This is a genomic window from Porphyromonas sp. oral taxon 279 str. F0450 (assembly GCF_000292995.1).
In the GTDB taxonomy this organism is placed as follows: Bacteria; Bacteroidota; Bacteroidia; order Bacteroidales; family Porphyromonadaceae; genus Porphyromonas; species Porphyromonas pasteri.
Genome location: NZ_ALKJ01000019.1, coordinates 309276 through 330573 on the forward strand (window position 1 = coordinate 309276; position 21298 = coordinate 330573).

The window sequence follows — 21298 nt, forward strand, 5'->3', positions numbered from 1 at the left end:
TCAAGTAGACTCCGAGTAATCACGAAGCGTATCGCCATGGACGGGATCAACCTCAAGGAAGGACTAAAGAAGCACTTTGGCTTCGACCAGTTTAAAGGGAATCAGCAGGAGATCATCGAGAGTATTCTCGCTGGTCAAGATACCTTTGTCCTGATGCCTACAGGTGGCGGGAAGAGCCTCTGTTATCAACTCCCAGCCCTTCTCATGCCTGGGACAGCAGTGATTATCTCCCCACTGATCGCCTTGATGAAGAATCAGGTCGATGCCGTGCGAGGCTTCTGTGAAGAGGATACCGTCGCTCACTTCCTCAACTCTTCCCTCTCTCGTACTCGACTGGAGGAGGTGAAGGAGGATGTACGTCAGGGCCGGACCAAGCTACTCTATGTAGCTCCCGAGTCTCTACATAAGAAGGAGAACATCAAGCTTCTGCAGGAGATCCCGATCTCGTTCTACGCCGTAGACGAAGCCCACTGTATATCTGAGTGGGGGCATGACTTCCGACCCGAATATCGTCGGATACGCGCTATCGTCACCGAGATCGCTGACCGCCCCATTATGGCCCTCACAGCCACAGCTACCCCCAAGGTACAGCATGACATCATGAAGAACTTGGGGATGGAGTCAGCAGCGGTCTTCCAAAGCTCCTTCAATCGCCCTAACCTACTCTATCGTATCCACCCGAAGACGGCGGAATCAGAGCGGGATATCGTACGCTACATATTGTCCAATCCGAAGAAAAGCGGGATCGTTTATTGCATGCGCCGTACCCAGGTGATGAATCTCACCGAGGTCCTTCAGGCCAATGGGATCAAGGCACTTCCCTATCATGCAGGATTGGATGCCAAGGAGCGAGCAGAGAATCAAGATGCCTTTATCGAAGAGCGAGCAGAGGTCATAGTAGCCACGATCGCTTTCGGTATGGGGATAGATAAGCCAGACGTACGCTACGTCATACACTTCGACATGCCCAAGAGTCTTGAGGGATACTACCAAGAGACAGGGCGCGCCGGACGTGATGGAGGTGAGGGTGTATGTATCGCCTATTATGATCACGATGATTTGGAGAAGCTTGAGCGCTTCACCAAAGGCAAGTCCGTCGCTGATCAGGAGATCGCCCGAGCTCTTCTCCGCGAGACTGCCGACTATGCTGAGACCAGCATCTGTCGTCGGTCCTTCCTCCTCAACTACTTCGGCGAGCGCTATGAGGCAGAGAACTGCGGTAGCTGTGATAATTGTTTAGTACCTAAAACCAAAGTGGAAGCTAAAGAATTGCTTGTAAACCTTCTCGAGGTCGTCAGCAGCCTCAAGGAGAAGTTCAATGCTGACTACGTCATCGCAGTACTCCGTGGAGAGACCAACTCTGACATCGAGTCCTTCCATCATGAGGAACTCGAGTGCTTCGGATCAGGTCAAGATCATGAGGAATCCACGTGGACGACGGTCATACGCCAGGCACTCATCGCAGGTTACCTGAAGAAGGATGTAGAGAACTATGGACTCTTGAAGCTCACTCCCGCAGGGAAGAAGTTCCTCAAGAAGCCAACGAGCTTCAAGATCACGGACTCCGATGAGATGAGGAGACTGAGGATCAGCCAGCTAGTGGAGGGACTGGTGGCTCTGGAGAGTCAACGGACCCGGTTCTCTTCGCTATCATGAAGGATCTTCGGAAGAAGATGGGGCAGCAGAATAATGTCCCTCCCTACGTCATCTTCCAGGACACCTCACTCGAAGCGATGGCAACCTTCTACCCCATCACCATGGATGAGCTTCAGAACATCCCTGGTGTCGGTGCCGGTAAGGCTGCGCGCTATGGTCAGAAATTCCTAGAGGTCATTCGCCGCCATGTTGAGGAGAATGACATTGAGCGCCCCGCTGACATCCGTGTACGTACTCGCCCCGACAAGTCCAAGCTCAAGATCAATATCATCCAGCAGATCGACCGCAAGGTGGCTCTGGACGATATCGCGATTGCTCTTGGTCTTGACTTCGATGTACTCATCAGTGAGGTCGAGGCTATCGTCTACTCGGGTACCCGCATTAATATCAACTACTTCATCGAAGAGGTCATTGACGAAGATCGCATTGAAGATATCTACGAATACTTCAAGGAGTCGACGACTGATGATATCAATGAGGCGCTCACCGAACTCGGTAGCGATTACTCCGAAGATGAAGTCCGCTTAGTACGCATCAAGTTCCTCTCGGAGCTTGCCAACTAGGAACTAGGTCTTCCCCTACTCATAAACAGATCCTTTCCCTTGATGAAAAGAAAGACAACCATAGTCCTCCTGAGCCTCCTTGCCCTTGGCTCTCTGAGTCTTGCACAAACCAAGCGAGACGAACCTCAGAAGAAGACCATCGTGGATGAGGTCGTATGGATGGTCGGTGACGAACCGATCCTCCTCTCGGATATTGAGTATCAGAAGCTCTTTGCGCGGAGTCAGGGACTCACATTCGAGGGAGACCCTGACTGCATCATACCCGAGCAGATAGCTGTACAGAAGCTCTTCCTCAACCAAGCGAAGATCGATAGTATCCAAGCTAACGACACGCAGGTCACTCGCATGGTCGACATGTGGGTACAGAATGTGATCTCTGAGCTGGGCTCTAAGGAGAAGCTTGAGGAGTACTTCAATAAGAAGCTCTCTCAGATCCGCGAGGAGCGCACTGTACAGGCTCGCAATGAAGCTATTGTCGAGATGATGAAGTCGAAGATCTCTCAGGGCGTGCAGGTCACTCCTTCCGAGATCAGCACCTTCTACAAGCAACTTCCTAAGGACAGCCTTCCCTTCATCCCCAAGACTGTAGAGCTGCAGATCATCGCTCTGGAGCCTCAAGTTCCCCTCTCTGAGCTGGACCGTGTCAAGGGTATCCTGCGTGGATATGCCGAAGACGTGAACTCGGGTAAGCGTGAGTTCTCTACGATCGCACGTCTGTACTCTGAGGACAAGCGTACGGCTTCGCGAGGTGGTGAATATGGCTTCGTCGGACGTGCTTATCTCGACCCAGCCTTCGCTACGGCGGTATTCAATCTAATGGATAAGACACGTGTATCCCCTATCATCAAGACGGACGAAGGCTATCACATCGCTCAGCTGATCGAGAAGCGTGGTGAGCTCGTGAACTTCCGCCACATCCTCCTCCGTCCAACGGTCGAGGAGAGTGCCATCAAGGCAGCCACAGCTCGTATTGACTCAATCGCTACAGCCATCCGCGATGAGAAGATCACCTTCGATGTAGCCGCTCAGCTCTATTCGGATGATAAGAATACGCTCAACAATGGAGGTCTGATGACCAATACCTCTAACGAGAGCGAATTCTCTGGATCTCCCAACTTCCGCTATGAGGATCTCCCTCAAGATATTGCGAAGATCGCCTATGAGCTCAAGCCAGGGGAAATCTCTAAGCCCTTCGTCATGCACACCGATAAAGGACTGGAGCAGGTAGCGATCATTCGTATCAAGGAGATTCATCCAGAGCACATCGCCAATATGAACAGCGACTTCCGTCGTATCAAGGAGATGGCACTGGGGAAGAAGCGTGCCCGAGTCATCGACGAATGGATTCGTGCTCGTCAGAAGCAGACCCACATCGAGATCAACGAGCGCTATCGTAACTGCCACTTCCAATATCCAGACTGGATCCACGAGGACAAGAAGTAAATGCCTCAGGAGAAGAATCAACGTCTAAGTCTATGTGTAGCTCTTGCCCTCATTGTGATGGGTGGGAGCTACCTAACTTCTCGTGCCTCCTACCGAGGTGTGTCACCGACGATGCAGTCACCTCGTCCAGCAAAGGCCGGTACGAGGATTATCCTTGAGCATGCTGATCTGCTGACGTACGATGCGGCTCTACAGCCCGGGGTACAGCGACTTAAGGGAGGTGTCGTCCTGCGTCATGGCAATGCGACCATGACTTGTGATAGCGCCTATCTCAATGAGGATGACCAGATCTTCGAGGCCTTTGGTGAGGTGCACATGGTACAGGGAGACACCGTACACATGTATTCGCGCTATCTGTACTACGATGGCGTTTCGAAGCTCGCGCGTCTCCGCCATAATGTACACCTGGCAAATAAGACGACAGACCTCTATACCGATAGCTTGGACTACGACCGCATAGCGGATATAGCCTACTATTTCGAGGGAGGTACGATCACCGATGCGCAGAATACACTGACCTCAGACTATGGGCAGTTTATCCCGGCTACGAATGATGCTGAGTTCCGCTACAATGTCAAGCTCGTCAATGACAAGACGACGATGACGACGGAGCATCTCTTCTATAATACCCATACGCGTATCAGTAGCTATGAGGGGCAGACACTCATCCAGTCTGACTCTGGGCAGATCGTCTCGCAGCGTGGTATCTATGATGTCGGTCGAGATGTAGGGATTCTTCTTGATCGCTCTGAGGTAACCTCTGGAGCGAAGACTCTCATCGGAGACTCCATCTATTACGATGGCATGAGTAAGTTCGGTGAAGCCTTCGGCCGTATGGAGCTCTCCGATACTGCACAGAAGGCCATTCTCTATGGGGACTACGGGTACTTCGATGATAAGCGTAACTATGCCTTTGCGACTTCGCGTGCCCACGCCGAAGAGTATTCGCAGAAGGACACGCTCTATGTGTCAGCAGATACATTAGAGCTCATAAGCCTTCCCATCCCAGATCGTCTCCGTCTCGATAGCCTTCGTGCCGCAGCAGCTCAAGAAGGGAAAGCGAAGCCTGACACGATGCAGCGTTACCTGCGAGGCTATCGAAACGTACGGGTCTTCCGCCGAGATGCTCAAGCTATAGCCGACTCGCTTAGCTACATCTCTATGGACTCTACCCTATCGCTCTATGGAAAGCCTATTCTGTGGAGTGAGGAGCGCCAGCTTTCAGGTGATACTACCCACTTCTACTTCCGAAGCAAGAAGCTTGACTACGTAGATGTCCTCGGAAAAGCTCTGGTCGTTGAGTACATTGACAGCGTCGACTACTACAACCAGATGAGTGGCGACAGCTTACGTGCCTACGTCCAGGATAGTACGGTGCGTGAGATCTTGGTCAGTGGCAAGGTCGAATCGATCTACTACATGAAGGAGGAAGGTACCAATGACTACAATGGGCTCAACCGCATGACGAGCTCCACGATGCACGTCCTCCTGGACTCAGGCAAGGTCAAGAAGTCCATTTGGCGAGGCCCCGTCGAGGGCAAGGCTTATCCTCTGGAGATGGCTTCGGGTCCCGAGGTCAATAGACTCCCCCTCTTCCAGTGGGCTGCGGATCGTCGCCCCATGCGCAAGGAGGATATCACGACTGTCGGGGACTCCCTTCCCCCCAGCGAGCAACGCTCACGTCCCCTCTCAGACCTCAAGCGCTTCAGCGGGGCCAAGGCTGCACTGGCTGCTTACGAGCCATTCGAGCGAACAGCTCGCGAAGAAGCGCTTCGCACCGACTCACTGCTGACTCAGTATCGTGCTCTTCGCCCCGAGGAGTACCGCCAGGTATACCAGTGCGTCCTTCGCCCCACCAGTGATAGCGGGGCTACCTCCACACCTCAATCGTATTTAGACTACTCATGGGTATACAGACCTTTTTCAAGCAAAGAAGACCTCGACAATTTGAGCACAAGCTCATCTACTGGGATCCCCGAAAGGAAGAACTAGCTAAGCGCGTCGCACGTATCCGGCAGGAGATGATCGAGGCCGGTGAACTCGATCCCGATGCAGAGCTTCCCGAAGCCTTGACGAAGGATGAGGGAGCTGGTAGTAGTTCGAACTATGACAGTAGCGAGCAGATCCGTGGTGCCTTCATTCACTCGGCTCGCCATCTGAGCCGACAGCATAAGCGCGGTATCACGTCTTCCGATAGAGACCAGCGTATCATCAAGCTCATGCTGGCACTCATGGTCTTAGGCTTAGTCTTCTGGTTCTTCTTCCTGCGATGAGCGATATCATCCGCCTACTCCCCGAGTCCATTGCGAATCAGATAGCAGCTGGTGAGGTCGTACCTGCACCTGCCTATCTCGTCAAGGAGCTCGTCGAGAACTCTATCGACGCTGGAGCCAAGCAGATACAGATTGAGGTCGTCGGCGCAGGGCGCCAGTCCATCTCCGTCACTGATGACGGCAAGGGGATGTCTCCCACTGATGCACGCATGGCTTTTGAGCGCCATGCCACCTCTAAGCTTCAGACGATTGATGACCTACAGCACCTCTCTACGATGGGATTTCGTGGCGAGGCTCTCGCAGCTATTGCCGCTGTATGCCAGGTAGAGCTGCGCACACGTACGGCTGACCAAGAGCTAGGCACTGAGCTCATCATCGAAGGGGCAAAGGTGCGCTCGCAGATGCCCGTAGCTTGCTCTCCAGGTACGAGCCTCAAGGCAATGAATATCTTCTACAACACTCCAGGCCGTCGCAAGCACCTTGAGGCCCGTAAGGAGTCCACTGAGCTCATGGAGATCTGGCGCGAGTTCGCTAAGGTCGCCTTAGCTAATCCGCAGATCTCATTCACGCTGCGTGGTGCAGGGAAGTACGACAAGATACTCCCAGCAAGTTCTCTCAAGGAGCGCATCATCGACATCGGGGGAGCAAAGCTTTCTCGTGCCCTCATTCCTGTGAGCTACGAGAGTGCCTTCTGCACAATACGTGGCTTCATCGGTACTCCCACTACTTCTCTCAAGCAGGGAGCGCAGCAGTATCTCTTCGTCAATGACCGCTTCATCCGTCATCCCTACTTCCATAAGGCCATTAGCCTGGCTTATGAGAACTTCATCCCTGCAGGCAATCAGCCACAGTACTTCCTTTACTTCACCATCCCAGCCGAGAATATAGACGTTAACATCCATCCACAGAAGACGGATGTCCGCTTCCTCGATGAGTCAACGATCTTCCAAGTCCTGCAGAGCCTCATCCGTGATGCCTTCAGCTCGCACGCTCTGACACCTATCATTGACTTTGAGAACGCCTCGCCTATCGAGATACCGGCCTACTCTGGCCGCAAGGATATTCTTCCAGACCTTGATACGGCACTGGGAGCAGAAGCTGTCCTTCAAGCCGAAGGTGGAGCATCCCTACCCTCGGGCGGGACACGACTTGGAGGGATACGCCTCGGTGTCACTCGTACAAGTGCGCTCCCCAAGGAGCCCGAGATTAGTTGGGATGACCTCGGAGAGCACTTCGACAGCATGACACCCTCGACAATGCAGACGCCTCTCTTTGAGGAAGAGCCCGAGGAGCCACAGAGCCATGGCATACGACTCTCACAGGCAGGATCACTACGTACGCGACCCACACTACCCTCGTCTCTGCTGCTCTATCAAAGTCGCTATGTCATCACGACGCTGGGTGATGCACTCGCCTTCATTGACCTGACACGCGCTCTGCTGCGTGTCACTTACGAGCAATATCGAGCTGACCTCAGTGCGCACAGCTACCATGTCGAGCAGCCTCTCTTCCCCGAGGTACTGGAGTTTGCACCTCAGGAGCTCCCGACGGCACTCACTCTGATGGAAGAGCTACGTCATGCTGGCTTTGACTTCGGAGACTTAGGTGATGGACACTTCTCCATCGTAGAAGCCCCCTCCTTTATCTCACGCGATGCCACAGGCTTCGTCCGTCTGATCGTAGCTGATAGCTTAGATACGCATCGTGAAGGGGCTGACTACGTGCAGACGTTCTTAGCCGAAGCTGCGGCCGAATCTGAAGCTCTCCAACGTCCCCTACCACAGGATGACGAAGGGCTCGAGCAGCTGATCCGTGACCTCTTCCAGAGTAGCGATCCCTACTTCACGCCCTCTGGCAAGCCCATCATCACGCGCCTCACGGAGCCAATGGTTGCCAACTTCTTCAACTAAAGTGAAGCCTCACCTTCCACATAGTAGCCCCACTCAGTCTCGTACTAAGTGGGGCTTTATACTTTGTATGAAAGGGAGGGAACTTTCGTGTCATTATCTCTAATAGGAGACTGTTGCCGCGAGTCTTGTCCTCTATTTAGAGTGCTAAGGCATCGACGCCCAGCACCCCGATATACCTCTCCGAAGTGATACACAAGCCCTTCACCTTATCGCGAGTATTCCTCCTATCCTGCAGAGGAAAAAGTGTCCTTTTCATGAAGAAAAAGCGCCTTCACGTAGTGGTTTTCCTCTGTCTATGCACGTAGTCCTAAAGACCAGGCACGTCAACCCAAATATCCACGTACGTAGACATTAGAGCCACGTACGTAGCCCAAACTTATTTGCCACTCGTCCGCAACTTTCATCCCTATGCGGAGTAACATCCTAATATAGGTCGCTTCACAAAGCTATGTAGCTTTCTTCGCCATCCTATATAGCTCTACCTACGTACCCATACACCTATAAATGCTTCGACTCGTGACCAGTACGGCTCTCTTTAGTAAGGTCCGTAAGGCCATCCACTATTCCCGCTTTAGTCCACACTATCAGAGCACTAACAAATCGTCTATACTCCGACCTGAGGGACTGGCCCGATGAGTAGAATGTACAAGTCTATAATTAGGCGCTTGACACTGCTATCTACCCCTCAATTTGTTGTATCTTTGAGCTGTCTAAAAGCAGATACATCTACACAACATATAACTAAGCTGTAAGCTACAAATCACGTCATCCTCAATGAACAACAACCAACTAATGACCCGTGCTGCTGACAACATCCGCATCTTGGCAGCCAGCATGGTCGAGCGAGCTAAGAGCGGCCACCCAGGTGGAGCCATGGGCGGCGCAGACTTCGTCAACGTCCTCTTCTCGGAGTTCCTCATCTTCGATCCCGATGCACCTACGTGGTCTGGCCGCGACCGTTTCTTCATGGACCCTGGGCACATGTCCCCCATGCTCTACGCCCAGCTGGCCCTCCTCGGTCGCTATTCAATGGAGGAGCTGCAGCAGTTCCGCCAGTGGGGTAGCCCTACGCCTGGGCACCCTGAGGTCGATGTCCTGCGTGGTGTAGAGAATACCTCGGGTCCTCTCGGACAAGGTCACACCTTCGCTGTAGGGGCTGCCATCGCAGCTAAGTTCCTCGCTCACCGTCTTGGCTGGGTCATGAGTCAGACGATCTACGCCTATATCTCCGACGGGGGGATACAGGAAGAGATCTCTCAGGGGGCTGGTCGTATCGCTGGACACCTTGGGCTCGACAACCTCATCATGTACTATGATGCCAATAATATCCAGCTCTCTACCACCGTCGAGGAGGTTGACAGCGAAGATGTAGCTGCTAAGTACAAGGCTTGGGGCTGGCACGTCATCGAGATCGATGGTTGCTGCCCCGAAGCGATCCGTAAGGCTCTTTGCGAAGCCAAGGCTACGGTAGGTCAGCCTACCCTCATCATCGGCAAGACCATCATGGGTCGTGGTGCTGTAGGTCCTAATGGGGAGAACTATGAAAACCGTGTCAATACACACGGTCAGCCCCTCTCGGCTGCGGGTGCCTCTATCGAAGCCACGATCAAGAACCTCGGTGGTGATCCCGAAGCTCCCTTCCAGATCTTCCCCGACGTACAGGAGCTCTATGCAGCACGTCTTCAGGAGCTTCGTGAGCTGGCTAAGGCTCGCAAGCAGGAAGAGAAGACTTGGCGTGAGGAAAACCCCGATCGTGCAGGCAAACTCGATCGCTGGTTTGCAGGCGAAGCCCCTGCTGTAGACTGGAAGAGCATCGAGCAGAAGCCTAATCAGGCTACGCGTGCCGCCTCTGCCACCGTCCTCAGTGCACTGGCTGAGCAGGTAGAGAATATGATCGTAGCTTCAGCAGACCTGTCGAACTCCGATAAGACCGATGGCTTCCTCAAGAAGACCCGTGCACTGACACGAGGTGACTTCGGTGGGGCTTTCTTACAGCCAGGTGTAGCTGAGCTCACTATGGCTTGCCTCTGTATCGGTATGGCTCTTCATGGTGGTGTCATCGCTGCCTGCGGTACCTTCTTTGTCTTCTCTGACTACATGAAGCCCGCTATCCGTATGGCAGCCCTCATGGAGCTCCCAGTGAAGTTCGTCTGGTCGCATGATGCCTTCCGTGTCGGTGAAGATGGTCCTACCCATGAGCCTGTAGAACAGGAAGCACAGATCCGTCTGATGGAGAAGCTCCAGAACCACCATGGTGCTGACAGCGTACGTGTACTCCGCCCCAGCGATGTCGAGGAAACGACCATCGCATGGCGTATGGCTATGGAGAACACGCACACTCCCACAGCGCTCATCCTCTCTCGCCAGAATATCAATGATCTGCCCGCTCCCGAAGGGAAGAGCCGTAAGGAGGCTGCCGAAGCAGCTACACGCGGCGGCTACATCGTACTTCGTGACGAGAACCCTGAAGTCGTACTCATCGCGAACGGTAGTGAAGTATCTACGCTCGTCGAGGGTGCCGCCCTTCTTCGCAAGGATGGTATCCGCCTGCAGATCGTAGCTGTACCCAGCGAAGGTCTCTTCCGTCGCCAGAGCCAAGAGTATCAGGATGAAGTCCTCCCTCGAGGTATTCGTCGCTTCGGTCTCACCGCAGGTCTCCCCGTAACCCTTCAGGGGCTCGTCGGTGACAATGGTGCCATCTGGGGGCTCAACTCCTTCGGATTCTCCGCTCCCTACAAGGTGCTGGACGAAAAGCTCGGCTTTACTCCTGATCATGTCTACAAGGAGGTCAAGACACTACTTAGCAAGTAATCACTACCCAACGACTACAGTACAAAGACAATGAATAAGATCGGTATCTGCTCCGACCACGCAGGCTATGAGGTCAAGGAGCTGGTCAAGTCACTGCTCATCGCACGTGGCCTCGAGGTGAAGGACTTTGGTTGTCCTTCACCCGAGCGCTGCGACTATCCTGACTATGCCCACCCCATGGGGCAGGCTATTGAATCTGGAGAACTTGCCCGTGGCATATCCGTTTGCGGATCAGGCAATGGTATCTCAATGGTCATGAACAAGTACTCCAAGGTACGTGCTGCTCTCTGCTGGGATGTCGAGCTGGCAAAGCTCGCACGTGAGCATAACGATGCGAACGTCCTCTCCATCCCCGCGCGCTTCGTCACCGAAGAGCAGGTCAAGGCTATCCTCGCAGCTTTCCTTGATACGCCCTTTGAGGGCGGTCGCCACGAAGCACGTGTAGCCAAGATCCCCATCAAGCATTAGTCATCTTATCCCTTTTCAGTATATCTCTCCAGTATATCGCTCCCACTACCTATGTCACATTTCTTCCGTAGAGAGTTCACATTCGACCGTATAGCACGGATGCTCGTGCTCTCTGTCCTTATACTCTTGATTTATGTGGCGGTGCAAGCGATCTGGAGTGTTATCCTGCCCTTCCTACTGGCTGGTATCTTCGCCTATGTGATGATGCCGCTGGTACGATTCTTCCAGTATACACTGCGCCTGCGCTCAAGAGGGCTGTCAGTCATCCTGACATTGCTCCTCTTGGGCGCAGTCGTTTACCTTGCCATAATCTTTATCATACCGTCAATCAATGCGGAGATAGAGAAGACCCTCCAAGTGATCTCTGGCTATAGCAGTGGACAGGATATCCTGACGATGATCCTACCACGCAATATCCGCAACTACCTCAATGGGGGACTCCGCTGGGGGAACTTCCCACAGCAGCTGTCTCTCGAGAAGATCTTGGAGAACGTTAAGCTTCTCCTCGATCAGGTCGGTGGGATCATCAATAGCACCCTCTCCATATTCTCTTGGGGGCTTGTCTTCCTCATCGGCTTTGTCTACTTCGTATTCATCCTACTGGACTTCGAGAATCTTGGTCGTGGCTTCATCAGCCTCTTCCCAAAGACACTCCGCCCTACGATCCGTACGATCAGCATGGATCTGGATCGCTACATGAATAACTACTTCCGTGGTCAGGCTCTCGTCGCCATGAGCGTAGGTATTCTCCTCACGATAGGGTTCAACATCATTGGCCTTCCCTTGGCCACAGCTATGGGGATCTTCATTGGGATCCTCAACTTCATCCCCTATATGCAGGCACTGGGTATCATCCCACTTGGATTGGCCAGCCTGCTGATGGCTGCACAGACGGGTGAGAATGCCTTCGTCTGTATGCTCCTTGGCTATGGGGTCTTGATGATCGTACAGATCATCCAGGATATGATCATCGTCCCACGCATCATGGGACAGACGATGGGTATGCGCCCCTCACTCATTCTCTTGGTCCTGTCTATCTGGGGCTACCTCCTGGGCTTCTTCGGGATGCTCATCGCACTGCCCATTACTATGTTCATCTACTCGCTGTACATGCGCTACGTCCTCCAAGATGAAGAGTACATCGAGCAGATGCGCCTCCAAGAGGAAAAGCGTAAGGCTAAGCAAAGTCGCCGTAAAAAGCGTGGAGCGATAGATAGCGAATCAACGACGTCAGACAAGTAGATGACTCTCTTCTCTTCAGCTACTACCTTCCTCTCTCGAGGACTCTCTCGAGGCGATAAGGCAGGGACACGACGTGTCTCTGCCCTACTTCGTTTGACGACGATCGGAGTAGCACTAAGCCTCTCAGTGATGCTCCTATCGGTCACCATCATCTTAGGCTTCCATCGACAGATACATGAGTTCGCCTTTAGTCAGACAGGGCATATCAGCCTCAATGGCTATGGGAGCAACTGGAAGACCTCCACGACTCCTGTATATGTATCTCCGGAACTTCTCTCCTTCCTAAGAGAAGAGAAGGGGATCTCTTCCGTATCGCCTCTCATCCAGCAGGCAGGGCTTCTCAAGACTGAGGGCGATTTCTCTGGCATTCTCCTCTATGGTATTGACTCCACCTTCCGTAGTCGCTACTTCACTGAGCAAGTAAAGTCGGGGACACTTCCCTCTTTCTCTGAGAGCGAATACAGTCGCCCACCCATCGTCCTGCCCTCACATGTGGCACGGCGCATGAACTACAAGGTAGGTGATGCCGTGCGTATCTACTTCTTCGGAGAAAAGATGCGAGTACGCGTCTTTGAGCTTCAGGCAATATATGAGTCGACGGGCTTAGAGCTTTCCCCCGCCCTCTGCCCAATTTCCTCCCTGCAACGTCTCAATCACTGGGATGAGAATACCTACAGCCGACTGATCATCATGCTGCAGGATCCCGATGCTGCCTATCCGACGCTAGATCATATCATCTCCACTCTTCAGGCACGTCCAGATCTTATCGGCGAAGAGAACTATGGTCTCAACCTCGGTCAAGAGCTACAGCCCGAGCTCTTCAATTGGCTTGCCTTCCTCGACACGAATGTCTATGCACTCCTCTCGCTGATGGTCCTCGTCGGAGGCTTTGCTATGATCACTGGACTCATCATCATCGTGCTTGATAAGAGTAAGCAGATCGGTATCCTAAAGGCCCTTGGAGCGACGAATAGACAGCTCAGACAGACTTTCCTTCAGATAGCAGCTCGTCTCATCCTACGTGGGATCTTCTGGGGGAATGCCATTGCTCTCGTGCTGAGTCTCGCACAGTGTCAGTTCAAGATCATTAAGCTTAACCCAGCGAACTACTTCACCGACTCCGTGCCCATCCACTTTGACCTCCCACTCTGGGTCGCTATCAATGTCGGGACACTCATCGTGATTCTCCTCATGGTATTAGTCCCGGCCAGCTTAGTAAGTAGAATCCATCCCGCAGAAAGTATGCGTATGGATTAGCTCCTTGAGAATGCCACAAAGCAATCGCCCCGTCCGTAGCACGTATGATGCTACAGACGGGGCGATTTACTTTGTTTCGTCAGCCTTAGCAGGCCGGAGCGCTACGGCTTAATAGGAAGAGCTACGTCGGTATAGAGCTCGACGTCGGATCGCTGACGGAAGATGTAGGCGGCAGGATAAGCTTCTGCCTCGGGAGCTTGCTCTACGATATGCTGCAAGATAGGAGCTTTCTTCTCGCCAGTCGCATGGAAGAGGATGCGCTTTGCAGCAAGAATCGTCGGCCCAGTCATCGCGATGCGGGGCTGTCCCTTTGGGCTTATCCCGACAGCATAAGGTGCTTCCTCCGTGAGGAGCTCCATCTGGTGCGGGAAGATAGAGGACGTATGACCGTCTTCTCCCAAGCCTAAGAGCACAATATCAAAGACGGGGAAAGCACCATCAAATGGAAGCTCCGAGCCCACAAGCCAGCAGTAATCCTTTGCTTCGCGTTCTGGGAGCTTCTCTCCTGCGATGCGATGTACCTGATCCTGTGGAATGGGTACATGGCGTAGGAGTGTCGCCTCGGTCATACCATAGTTGCTATCGGGATCTGTAGGTGGTACGCAGCGCTCATCTACCCAGTAGAGATGGACACGTGACCAATCTACGGCGCTACGTAAAGGCTCTTCGGCGAGCAACTCAAAGAGTAATCGGGGCGTAGAGCCTCCAGAGAGCGCGATATGTACCCAGCCAGCCTGCGAAGGCTGCACGAAGACTGTCTCAGCGACAGCTCGTGCGACGGCCTCGGGGGAAGGATAATGATGGTAGATCATAGTTCGCAGTAGAGCTCCGAGTGAGTAAGATTGCGGCAGGGATTCGTCCAGCTGTGCTCACGCTCAATGATTAAGTCGCTCTGCTTTGGTCCCCATGTGCCAGCAGGATAGCCATAAAGCGGGAAGTCTTCCTCCTTCCAGAGGTCGAGGATCGGATCAAAGAAGCGCCAACTCATCTCGACAGCGTCGCTACGTGTGAAGAGAGTTGGGTCACCCAGCATACAGTCCTCGAGCAAACGTGAGTAAGCATCGCCCGAAGCTAAGCCACCCATCTGCTGGTCGTAGGTAAAGTCCATGGAGACCTTCTTGACTTCGAAGCCAGAGCCTGGGACTTTCGCAGCGAACTTCAAGGAGATCCCTTCATTCGGCTGAATGCGAATCACCAGCTGATTAGGCACGGTGCTACCGTCAGCCGTAGCAAATACGCGGTGAGGTGTAGGCTTAAAGTGCACGACGATCTCGGTGACCTTGGTCGGCATCATCTTACCTGTGCGGATATAAAAAGGTACTCCCTGCCAGCGCCAATTGTCGATGTAGAGCTTCATGGCGACGAAGGTCTCCGTTCGGCTATCAGAAGCGATCTTATCTTCCTCACGATAGGCACGCTGATGCTCTCCCTTCCACTCGCTCTCTGTATATTGTCCGCGGACGACACGGCGACGAATCTCCTCGGGAGTCATTGGGCGGAAGGACTGATATACCTTCACGACCTCGTTGCGAAATAGATCAGCGTTGAACTGCACAGGCGGTTCCATCGTGGTAAGAGCTACGAGCTGTGCCAGATGATTCTGCACCATGTCACGTAGAGCACCGGTCTGATCGTAGAATCCTCCTCGACTCTCGATGCCCATATTCTCTACTGCCGTGATCTCCACACGCTCGATGTAGTTGCGATTCCAGAGAGGCTCGAAGATACCATTCGCAAAACGCAGCGCCATGATATCCTGTACCGTCTCCTTTCCGAGGAAGTGATCGATACGATAGAGCTGATGTTCGTGGAAGGACTTGCGGTAGATCTCGTTCAGCTCTCTCGCTGACTGGAGGTCATAGCCGAAGGGCTTCTCGATGACGATACGTCGGATCGCCGAAGGCTCACCATTAGCATCCTCTTCGCCCTCTTCGTTGAGCCCGACAGAAGCCAAGTGCTGTGGGACCACGCCATAGAGAGAAGGTGGCGTAGAGAGATAATAGATGTAGTGCCCAGGATTATTGATTCGCTCGTCAAGTGTCTTCAGTTGCTCACGGAGCTTAGGATAGTCCTCGGCAGAAGCAGGGTCCATCGGGAGGTAATACACTCCAGAGAGGAACTGCTCGGCAAGAGAAGCGTCGTACTCTCCATCGCTGAGGTAGCGCTGAAGAGCTTCATCGAGGTGCTCGCGATAAGCTACATCCGAGTACTCCGTGCGCCCAAGTCCGAGGACACTGAAGCGAATGGGGAGCTTATCTTGCTTGAAAAGCTGATAGAGCGAGGGGATGAGCTTACGCTTTGTCAAGTCACCTGACCCGCCGAATATCACAAGGACGAGGCTCTCGGGCAGATGATGCTGCATGGTCTGTGGCATATTCTCGGGGGGACTATACATTATACGTGGTCGAAGAGGTATCACTTCCGTGGCCCGTCCAATTTTCGTGGAAGAATTCTCCACGTGGACGGTCGGTGCGCTCAAAGGTATGTGCGCCGAAATAGTCTCGCTGTGCCTGCACAAGCGAAGCAGGAAGGCGACGTGTCGTCAGTGATGTGAAGTAGCTAAGGGCTGAAGAGAAGGCTGGAACTGGGCAGTCCGAGAGTAGCGCCTTAGCGATGGTCTCACGCCAAGCAGGGCGAGCGGCCGTGATCTCCTGCTGGAAGTACGGAGCTAAGAGCAGGTTCTGCAGGCTGGGATCAGCTTGGTATGCTGAGGCAATATCATTAAGGAAGGCCGAACGGATGATACAGCCGTTGCGCCAAATACGTGCGATGGATGCCAGATTCAGCTCCCATCCGCGTGCCTTTGATGCCTCGGAGAGGAGCGAGAAGCCTTGTGCGTAGGAGACGATCTTTGATGCGTAGAGGCTTTGCTCAAGAGCATCGACGTCGCTCGCACCGAAGGCGGGGCGGCTTGTTGCTTGCGAAGGGGCGTAGAGTGCAGCTGCTTCGTGGCGCAGGTCTACTGTGGAGGAGAGGCTTCTCTCATAGACTGCCGTCGCGATAAGCCCGAGAGGCTGGCCGTACTCGAGGGAGTTGATGACCGACCACTTGCCAGTCCCCTTCTGCCCTGCAGCATCGAGGATCTTGTCGATAAGGTATTCGCCCGAGGCATCACGATGACGAAGGATCTCGGCTGTGATCTCTACGAGGTAGCTACGGAGCTTCCCTTCGTTCCAGCGAGCGAAGATTTCGCTCATCTCATCGTTGGTCTTGCTTCCGATGTGGCGGAGATAAGCGTAGGCATCAGCTATGAGCTGCATGTCGCCATACTCGATACCGTTGTGCACCATCTTGACGAAGTGACCGGCACCACCTTTACCTACCCAGGCGCAGCAAGGAGTACCGTCCTCGGCCTTAGCTGCAATGCGGGAGAAGATCGGCTCGATGCTGGACCAAGCTTCTTCTGCGCCGCCAGGCATGATAGCAGGACCGTTCAGAGCACCCTCTTCACCGCCCGAGATACCACAGCCGACGAAGTAGATCCCGTGATTACGTAGCTCAGCTTCTCGACGCTCAGAGTCCTCCCAATTTGAGTTTCCTCCGTCGATGACGATATCACCTGGCTCGAGATGTGGCAGGAGTGACTCGATGACGTAGTCGACGGGCTTGCCAGCTCTGATCATCATCATGATCTTACGTGGACGCTCAATGCTCTCGACGAAGGGCTTGATCTCGGTGAAGCCAAGGAAGTTCTTCCCCGCGCCTCGACCTTGAAGGAAGCGCTCCACGACGGTGGCTTCGGCGCCTTCTGCACGGTTGTAGACGGAGACTTGAGAGCCATTGCGCTCCATGTTGAGAGCGAGGTTCTCGCCCATGACTGCAAGGCCGATGAGGCCGATATCTGATTTCTGTTTCATTTGCTTTGTGTTGGGAAGGCCCCGTGAGTCCGCCTCGCGCGGACCTAACTTGGGGCGATGGATGTATCTCTAAAACACCCACTCGAGAGTGAAGGTTTAGGCGCACCAAAGCCAAGGAGCTTCCCAGTGCGATTGCCTTGAGGCGGCTTCGGAAGTACCTCTACTTTGCACGGGAAATCACTGCACTTCGTACGGGATGTAATTCGCTCACTTTCAGGAAGTAATTGCACTTCCTTTCGGATACACCTCTACTTCCTCTGAAAAGTAGAGGTATTTTCAGTGAAAAGTAGAGGTATTTTTGAAAGGAAGTAGAGGAACTTTCGGAGAGAAGTAATATAACATTCAGCTAAAAGTAATATAACTTCTGACCGAAAGTAATATAACATTCGACTGAAAGTAATATAACATTTGACCGAATGTTATATAACATTTTCCAGCCCCTCCAGATACCGCACTACGAAAGGGAAAGAGAAGTCTCCCCGAAGCCCCTTATTTCCTAATCACTTTCGGGTATAGATGGCGGGAAATATCACTACTTCGGGGGATGGATAGGCCTTCGCAATCGGTCTATCTTTGTAGCCCATTCAGTTATAGATCCACGTATGCGCTGTAAGCACACCTATATCTTCCTCCTCCCTATGCTCCTTGCGGGTAGCTTCACTCAAGGCTTTGCCCAAAGCGTGAGCGATAGTCTCGTCCAAGATCATCGGGTCGAAGACGTCGTCGTCACAGGCACTCAGACGCCCCGCACACTGAAGAAGCTCCCCATCATCACCCGCATCATCTCACGTACTGAGCTGGATCGCCTCGCACCACGCTCTGCTGCCGACGCCCTGCAAATGAGTTTGCCCGGGATCAACGTCACGGCACACGGCGCTCAGTATCGTGTCTCGGTCCAAGGCTTCTCAGGCGATCACGTCCTCTTCCTTGTCGACGGCGAGCGACTGACCTCGGAGGGCAATGGAGTGGTGGATCTTAACCGCATCGATATGGCCAATATCGAGCGTATCGAGCTGATCAGTGGCGCAGCTTCGGCTCTGTACGGGTCGAACGCTATAGGTGGCGTCATCAACTTCATCACGCGTCGTGCTCGGCACAAGGAGGAGCTCTCGGCGACCTTCGACCACAGTAGCGAGGGCGTCACGAGATACAGCGCGTCGGGACAAATCGTACGTGGCGCCTTCAGCTCGATGACCTCCATCAGCTACATCGACCAAGCGGCCTACAGCGTAGCCACACAAGGCACACAGCCTGAGACCACTCCCGTCATGGGCAGCAAGAGCCTCAATCTCTCTCAGCGTCTACGCTACCGCACATCAGACTTACGACGCGAGCTGACCGGCTATATTCGCTACGGCTATCGTGACCAAGATGGCGACGGACTTAGACGTAATAAGTACCTCAGTCATTCGCTGGGCGGGCAGGCTTATCAGGCATTTGGCGAGCTGCACAACTTGCGCCTCGACTACAATCACGAGCTCTACAACCGTGATAATTTCCTCTCCGTAAGCAAGGAGCGAACACCTATCTTCCACTTCACAGGCAATACCGTGCGCCTGCAGTACAACTTCGGCGCCGAAGAGAAGACACCCGTCCTGGTCAATGCAGGTATCGAGCTCTACCACGAGCGTCTCCGCAGCGAGCGATTCACTACAGCCGCCACACGGCACCAAGCTACTGCCGGCACACTCTACGGGCAGGCCGAATGGCATCTGGTGCCGAAGCTCTCGTTTGTCACGGGATTTCGCCTCGATAGACACTCCAGCTTCGGCGCACACTTCTCGCCGCGCGCTTCGGTACTCTATCAGCTTGGTCGCGTAAGGCTCCGCACTTCTTATGCAGAAGGCTTCCGTGCACCATCGATCAAGGAGCAGTTCATGGACTGGGATCACTTCGGTATGTTCTTCATCAAGGGCTCAGATCACCTGCGCCCCGAGGTAAGTCGGATGCTAAGCTTCTCCCCTGAGTGGCAGACCTCGCACTTGAGCCTGACGGGTATCGCTTCGTACAATGTCATCTCCAACCAAATAGGCACGCTGATGACCAAGAGAACGAACACCTATCATTATACGAATGTGAGCGAACGTAGCCGACTACTGAACCTGCAGACAAGCCTTCGCGTGCGCCTTCCTCTTGGACTGACGTTCAATGGTGACTACAGCTACATCTATGACTTCTCCAGAGCTGAGAGCCGCGCCAATGGTCAGCCCTTCGCTCCTCTTCGTCCGCACAACTACACTGCAGCTCTTTCCTACGAGACCAAGACGGGGAGCGACTGCGATCTCACTGTGACCTACGCTCTACGTGGAGCAGGAAGTGTGACGCTCAGCGAGCTGGACGAGACGACGGGCAAGTATTCCTACTTTGAGCACGAAGGCTATCTGCTCTCCCGCATGAGTATCTCGGCACGCTATAAGAACCGACTCACGATCACTGTCGGAGCAGATAATCTCTTCGACTATCACCCGACGCAGGTCAATATCACTGGGAGTCTCTCACCAGGTCGCACCTTCTTCTCCTCGCTGACCTATAACCTCTGAGGGATGTAAGCGCAGGAAGACGGAGCACTTTGCATATCTTTGCTCCTGATATGAACGCTTATCCTACCGCATCTACCCCACGTCTGTGGGTCTTTAACCCTGGTCACGAAGAAGCCTTGAGCTTCTCTCGGGAGAAGCGCTACACACTCTCCAAGGAAATCCGATGGATGCGCCACGAGCTCTCACCGCTCTTGCGCCTCTTAGCTTCTGGAGAAGACCTCATCTATGCACCTGCTTCGCCCGAAGGAATACCTGCACGCCTGCTGAATGCCGAGGGCGATAACCTACCCGCTGGATGCGATCTCCCCGCTGAGCTGAGTGTCGTCCTCTGGGGGCTGGATGATCATATCGTAAGAGAGCTGAGAGAATGCCCTCTCTTTGACTCCACTACCCTACTCTTTCCGCCCATCACGCCGAGCTATCTACGGCTAAGTCACCGACGTGCCAGCTATGATCTGCTGGCATATCTGACGGATCAGCTCGGCTATCCCAGTGACCTCCTGCCCCGTTGGATCGAAGCGGGAGTAGATAGATCAGCTACTGAGCTACGACTGCGTGCCGCTATCGAGGGCGTCAAATCCCGTCCCTTGGGCGATCCTACTCGAGTCCTCATCAAGCGTCCTTACAGTTCCTCGGGTCGTGGAGTATTTCCGCTCCCTCTTCCTCTGCAGGAGAAGCACCTTGAAGCGCTTATCGGGAGCTGTACGCGAAGTGGAAGTGTCAGCATCGAGCCCTACCTTGAGGTCATAGATAATTGGGCGCTTGAGTACATACGAAGTGAAAGCGGCGAGGTAAGCTTCTTCGCCCTATCCCACTTCGACACACTTCCCTCGGGACGTGCCTATCTTGGCAACATACTCACATCGCCAGAAGACCTCTGGGAGCGACTTACTTCGCTCATGGGCGAAGAAGCTCTGCTCACACTCATCAATTCCCAGTGTACGTGGCTCGAGGAAGAGCTCTCCGACTCTCAGTACACAGGCTATATCGGTATTGACCTCTTCTTCTACCGTGATGGGGAGCGTCTGCGCCTTCATCCTTGTGTGGAGATCAACCTCCGAACGACTATGGGCGTACTCGCGTACTTCGCCTACGAGCAATACGTACCAGATGGCCGCAAAGGTGTCTTCCGTCTCGAGCGAGGACCACGCCAGCAGCCGAGCCAAAGTATTATACCGCTCCTACTGACAAGTAGTGAAGCCCACTTCTCCGCCTATATCGAGCTGGAGAAATAAACTGATCCCCCTTGGCCATCCGCAGATAAGCCAAGGGGGATCA

13 protein-coding genes and 1 pseudogene are annotated in these 21298 nt (G+C 53.7%); 11 read left to right on the plus strand and 3 right to left on the minus strand.

Annotated features, from left to right (window positions below; all coding sequences use genetic code 11):
- The first annotated feature begins 36 nt into the window (after positions 1 to 36).
- From recQ to HMPREF1323_RS05215, 9 genes and pseudogenes are all read left to right on the plus strand, one after another.
- A pseudogene (gene recQ, locus HMPREF1323_RS05175) lies at positions 37 to 2219 on the plus strand (DNA helicase RecQ).
- A gap of 42 nt (positions 2220 to 2261) precedes the next feature.
- A complete protein-coding gene (locus HMPREF1323_RS05180; protein WP_009433200.1) occupies positions 2262 to 3662 on the plus strand; it encodes a peptidylprolyl isomerase in 1401 nt (466 codons plus the stop codon).
- Complete coding sequence (locus tag HMPREF1323_RS05185) at positions 3663 to 5654, plus strand: OstA-like protein (RefSeq protein ID WP_009433004.1); 1992 nt, start codon at positions 3663 to 3665, stop codon at positions 5652 to 5654.
- A 29-nt stretch (positions 5655 to 5683) separates the two neighbouring features.
- Positions 5684 to 5935, plus strand: a complete 252-nt coding sequence (locus HMPREF1323_RS08995; RefSeq protein ID WP_009433228.1) for a hypothetical protein — start codon at positions 5684 to 5686, stop codon at positions 5933 to 5935.
- On the plus strand, positions 5932 to 7845 hold the full coding sequence (mutL, locus tag HMPREF1323_RS05195; RefSeq protein WP_009432904.1) for a DNA mismatch repair endonuclease MutL: 1914 nt from the start codon (positions 5932 to 5934) through the stop codon (positions 7843 to 7845). The genes HMPREF1323_RS08995 and mutL overlap by 4 nt, the downstream gene beginning before the upstream one ends.
- 774 nt (positions 7846 to 8619) lie before the next feature.
- The gene (locus HMPREF1323_RS05200; protein ID WP_009433013.1) at positions 8620 to 10656 is read left to right on the plus strand and encodes a transketolase family protein; all 2037 of its coding nucleotides are present in this window, start codon (positions 8620 to 8622) and stop codon (positions 10654 to 10656) included.
- 30 nt (positions 10657 to 10686) lie between these two features.
- Positions 10687 to 11124, plus strand: coding sequence for a ribose 5-phosphate isomerase B (rpiB, locus tag HMPREF1323_RS05205; protein ID WP_009433071.1), 438 nt, complete (start codon positions 10687 to 10689; stop codon positions 11122 to 11124).
- Between the two features lie 51 nt (positions 11125 to 11175).
- Entirely contained in the window at positions 11176 to 12366 is a 1191-nt protein-coding gene (locus HMPREF1323_RS05210) for an AI-2E family transporter (protein ID WP_044124063.1), read from the plus strand.
- Positions 12367 to 13623 carry an ABC transporter permease gene (locus tag HMPREF1323_RS05215; protein ID WP_009433085.1) on the plus strand — a complete coding sequence of 419 codons (1257 nt, stop codon included), beginning with the start codon at positions 12367 to 12369 and terminating at the stop codon, positions 13621 to 13623.
- Positions 13624 to 13724: 101 nt separating this feature from the next.
- On the opposite strand, the gene pgl is transcribed toward HMPREF1323_RS05215, so the two are convergent.
- The 3 genes from pgl to gnd are packed head-to-tail and all read right to left on the minus strand — an operon-like array spanning position 13725 to position 17480.
- Positions 13725 to 14435, minus strand: a complete 711-nt coding sequence (pgl, locus tag HMPREF1323_RS05220) for a 6-phosphogluconolactonase (protein ID WP_009432947.1) — start codon at positions 14433 to 14435, stop codon at positions 13725 to 13727.
- The gene (zwf, locus tag HMPREF1323_RS05225) at positions 14432 to 15997 is read right to left on the minus strand and encodes a glucose-6-phosphate dehydrogenase (RefSeq protein WP_232203988.1); all 1566 of its coding nucleotides are present in this window, start codon (positions 15995 to 15997) and stop codon (positions 14432 to 14434) included. The genes pgl and zwf overlap by 4 nt, the downstream gene beginning before the upstream one ends.
- Before the next feature lie 13 nt (positions 15998 to 16010).
- The gene (gene gnd, locus HMPREF1323_RS05230; protein ID WP_009433167.1) at positions 16011 to 17480 is read right to left on the minus strand and encodes a decarboxylating NADP(+)-dependent phosphogluconate dehydrogenase; all 1470 of its coding nucleotides are present in this window, start codon (positions 17478 to 17480) and stop codon (positions 16011 to 16013) included.
- 602 nt (positions 17481 to 18082) lie between these two features.
- Between gnd and HMPREF1323_RS05235 the strand changes: the two genes are divergently transcribed.
- Both HMPREF1323_RS05235 and HMPREF1323_RS05240 read left to right on the plus strand, forming a co-directional pair.
- Positions 18083 to 20020, plus strand: a complete 1938-nt coding sequence (locus HMPREF1323_RS05235) for a TonB-dependent receptor plug domain-containing protein (RefSeq protein WP_009432875.1) — start codon at positions 18083 to 18085, stop codon at positions 20018 to 20020.
- A gap of 50 nt (positions 20021 to 20070) precedes the next feature.
- A complete protein-coding gene (locus tag HMPREF1323_RS05240) occupies positions 20071 to 21255 on the plus strand; it encodes a hypothetical protein (RefSeq protein WP_044124065.1) in 1185 nt (394 codons plus the stop codon).
- The last annotated feature ends 43 nt before the right edge of the window (positions 21256 to 21298 follow it).

What these genes read in the sequence shown, in the direction of transcription:
- HMPREF1323_RS08995 (WP_009433228.1), top strand. Translation starts at nt 5,684, where the DNA reads ATGATCGAGGCCGGTGAACTCGATCCCGATGCAGAGCTTCCCGAAGCC.
- HMPREF1323_RS05235 (WP_009432875.1), top strand. Translation starts at nt 18,083, where the DNA reads ATGCGCTGTAAGCACACCTATATCTTCCTCCTCCCTATGCTCCTTGCG.
- HMPREF1323_RS05215 (WP_009433085.1), top strand. Translation starts at nt 12,367, where the DNA reads ATGACTCTCTTCTCTTCAGCTACTACCTTCCTCTCTCGAGGACTCTCT.
- HMPREF1323_RS05240 (WP_044124065.1), top strand. Translation starts at nt 20,071, where the DNA reads ATGAACGCTTATCCTACCGCATCTACCCCACGTCTGTGGGTCTTTAAC.
- HMPREF1323_RS05210 (WP_044124063.1), top strand. Translation starts at nt 11,176, where the DNA reads ATGTCACATTTCTTCCGTAGAGAGTTCACATTCGACCGTATAGCACGG.
- zwf (WP_232203988.1), bottom strand. Translation starts at nt 15,997, where the DNA reads ATGCCACAGACCATGCAGCATCATCTGCCCGAGAGCCTCGTCCTTGTG.
- HMPREF1323_RS05180 (WP_009433200.1), top strand. Translation starts at nt 2,262, where the DNA reads ATGAAAAGAAAGACAACCATAGTCCTCCTGAGCCTCCTTGCCCTTGGC.
- mutL (WP_009432904.1), top strand. Translation starts at nt 5,932, where the DNA reads ATGAGCGATATCATCCGCCTACTCCCCGAGTCCATTGCGAATCAGATA.
- HMPREF1323_RS05185 (WP_009433004.1), top strand. Translation starts at nt 3,663, where the DNA reads ATGCCTCAGGAGAAGAATCAACGTCTAAGTCTATGTGTAGCTCTTGCC.
- pgl (WP_009432947.1), bottom strand. Translation starts at nt 14,435, where the DNA reads ATGATCTACCATCATTATCCTTCCCCCGAGGCCGTCGCACGAGCTGTC.
- HMPREF1323_RS05200 (WP_009433013.1), top strand. Translation starts at nt 8,620, where the DNA reads ATGAACAACAACCAACTAATGACCCGTGCTGCTGACAACATCCGCATC.
- gnd (WP_009433167.1), bottom strand. Translation starts at nt 17,480, where the DNA reads ATGAAACAGAAATCAGATATCGGCCTCATCGGCCTTGCAGTCATGGGC.
- rpiB (WP_009433071.1), top strand. Translation starts at nt 10,687, where the DNA reads ATGAATAAGATCGGTATCTGCTCCGACCACGCAGGCTATGAGGTCAAG.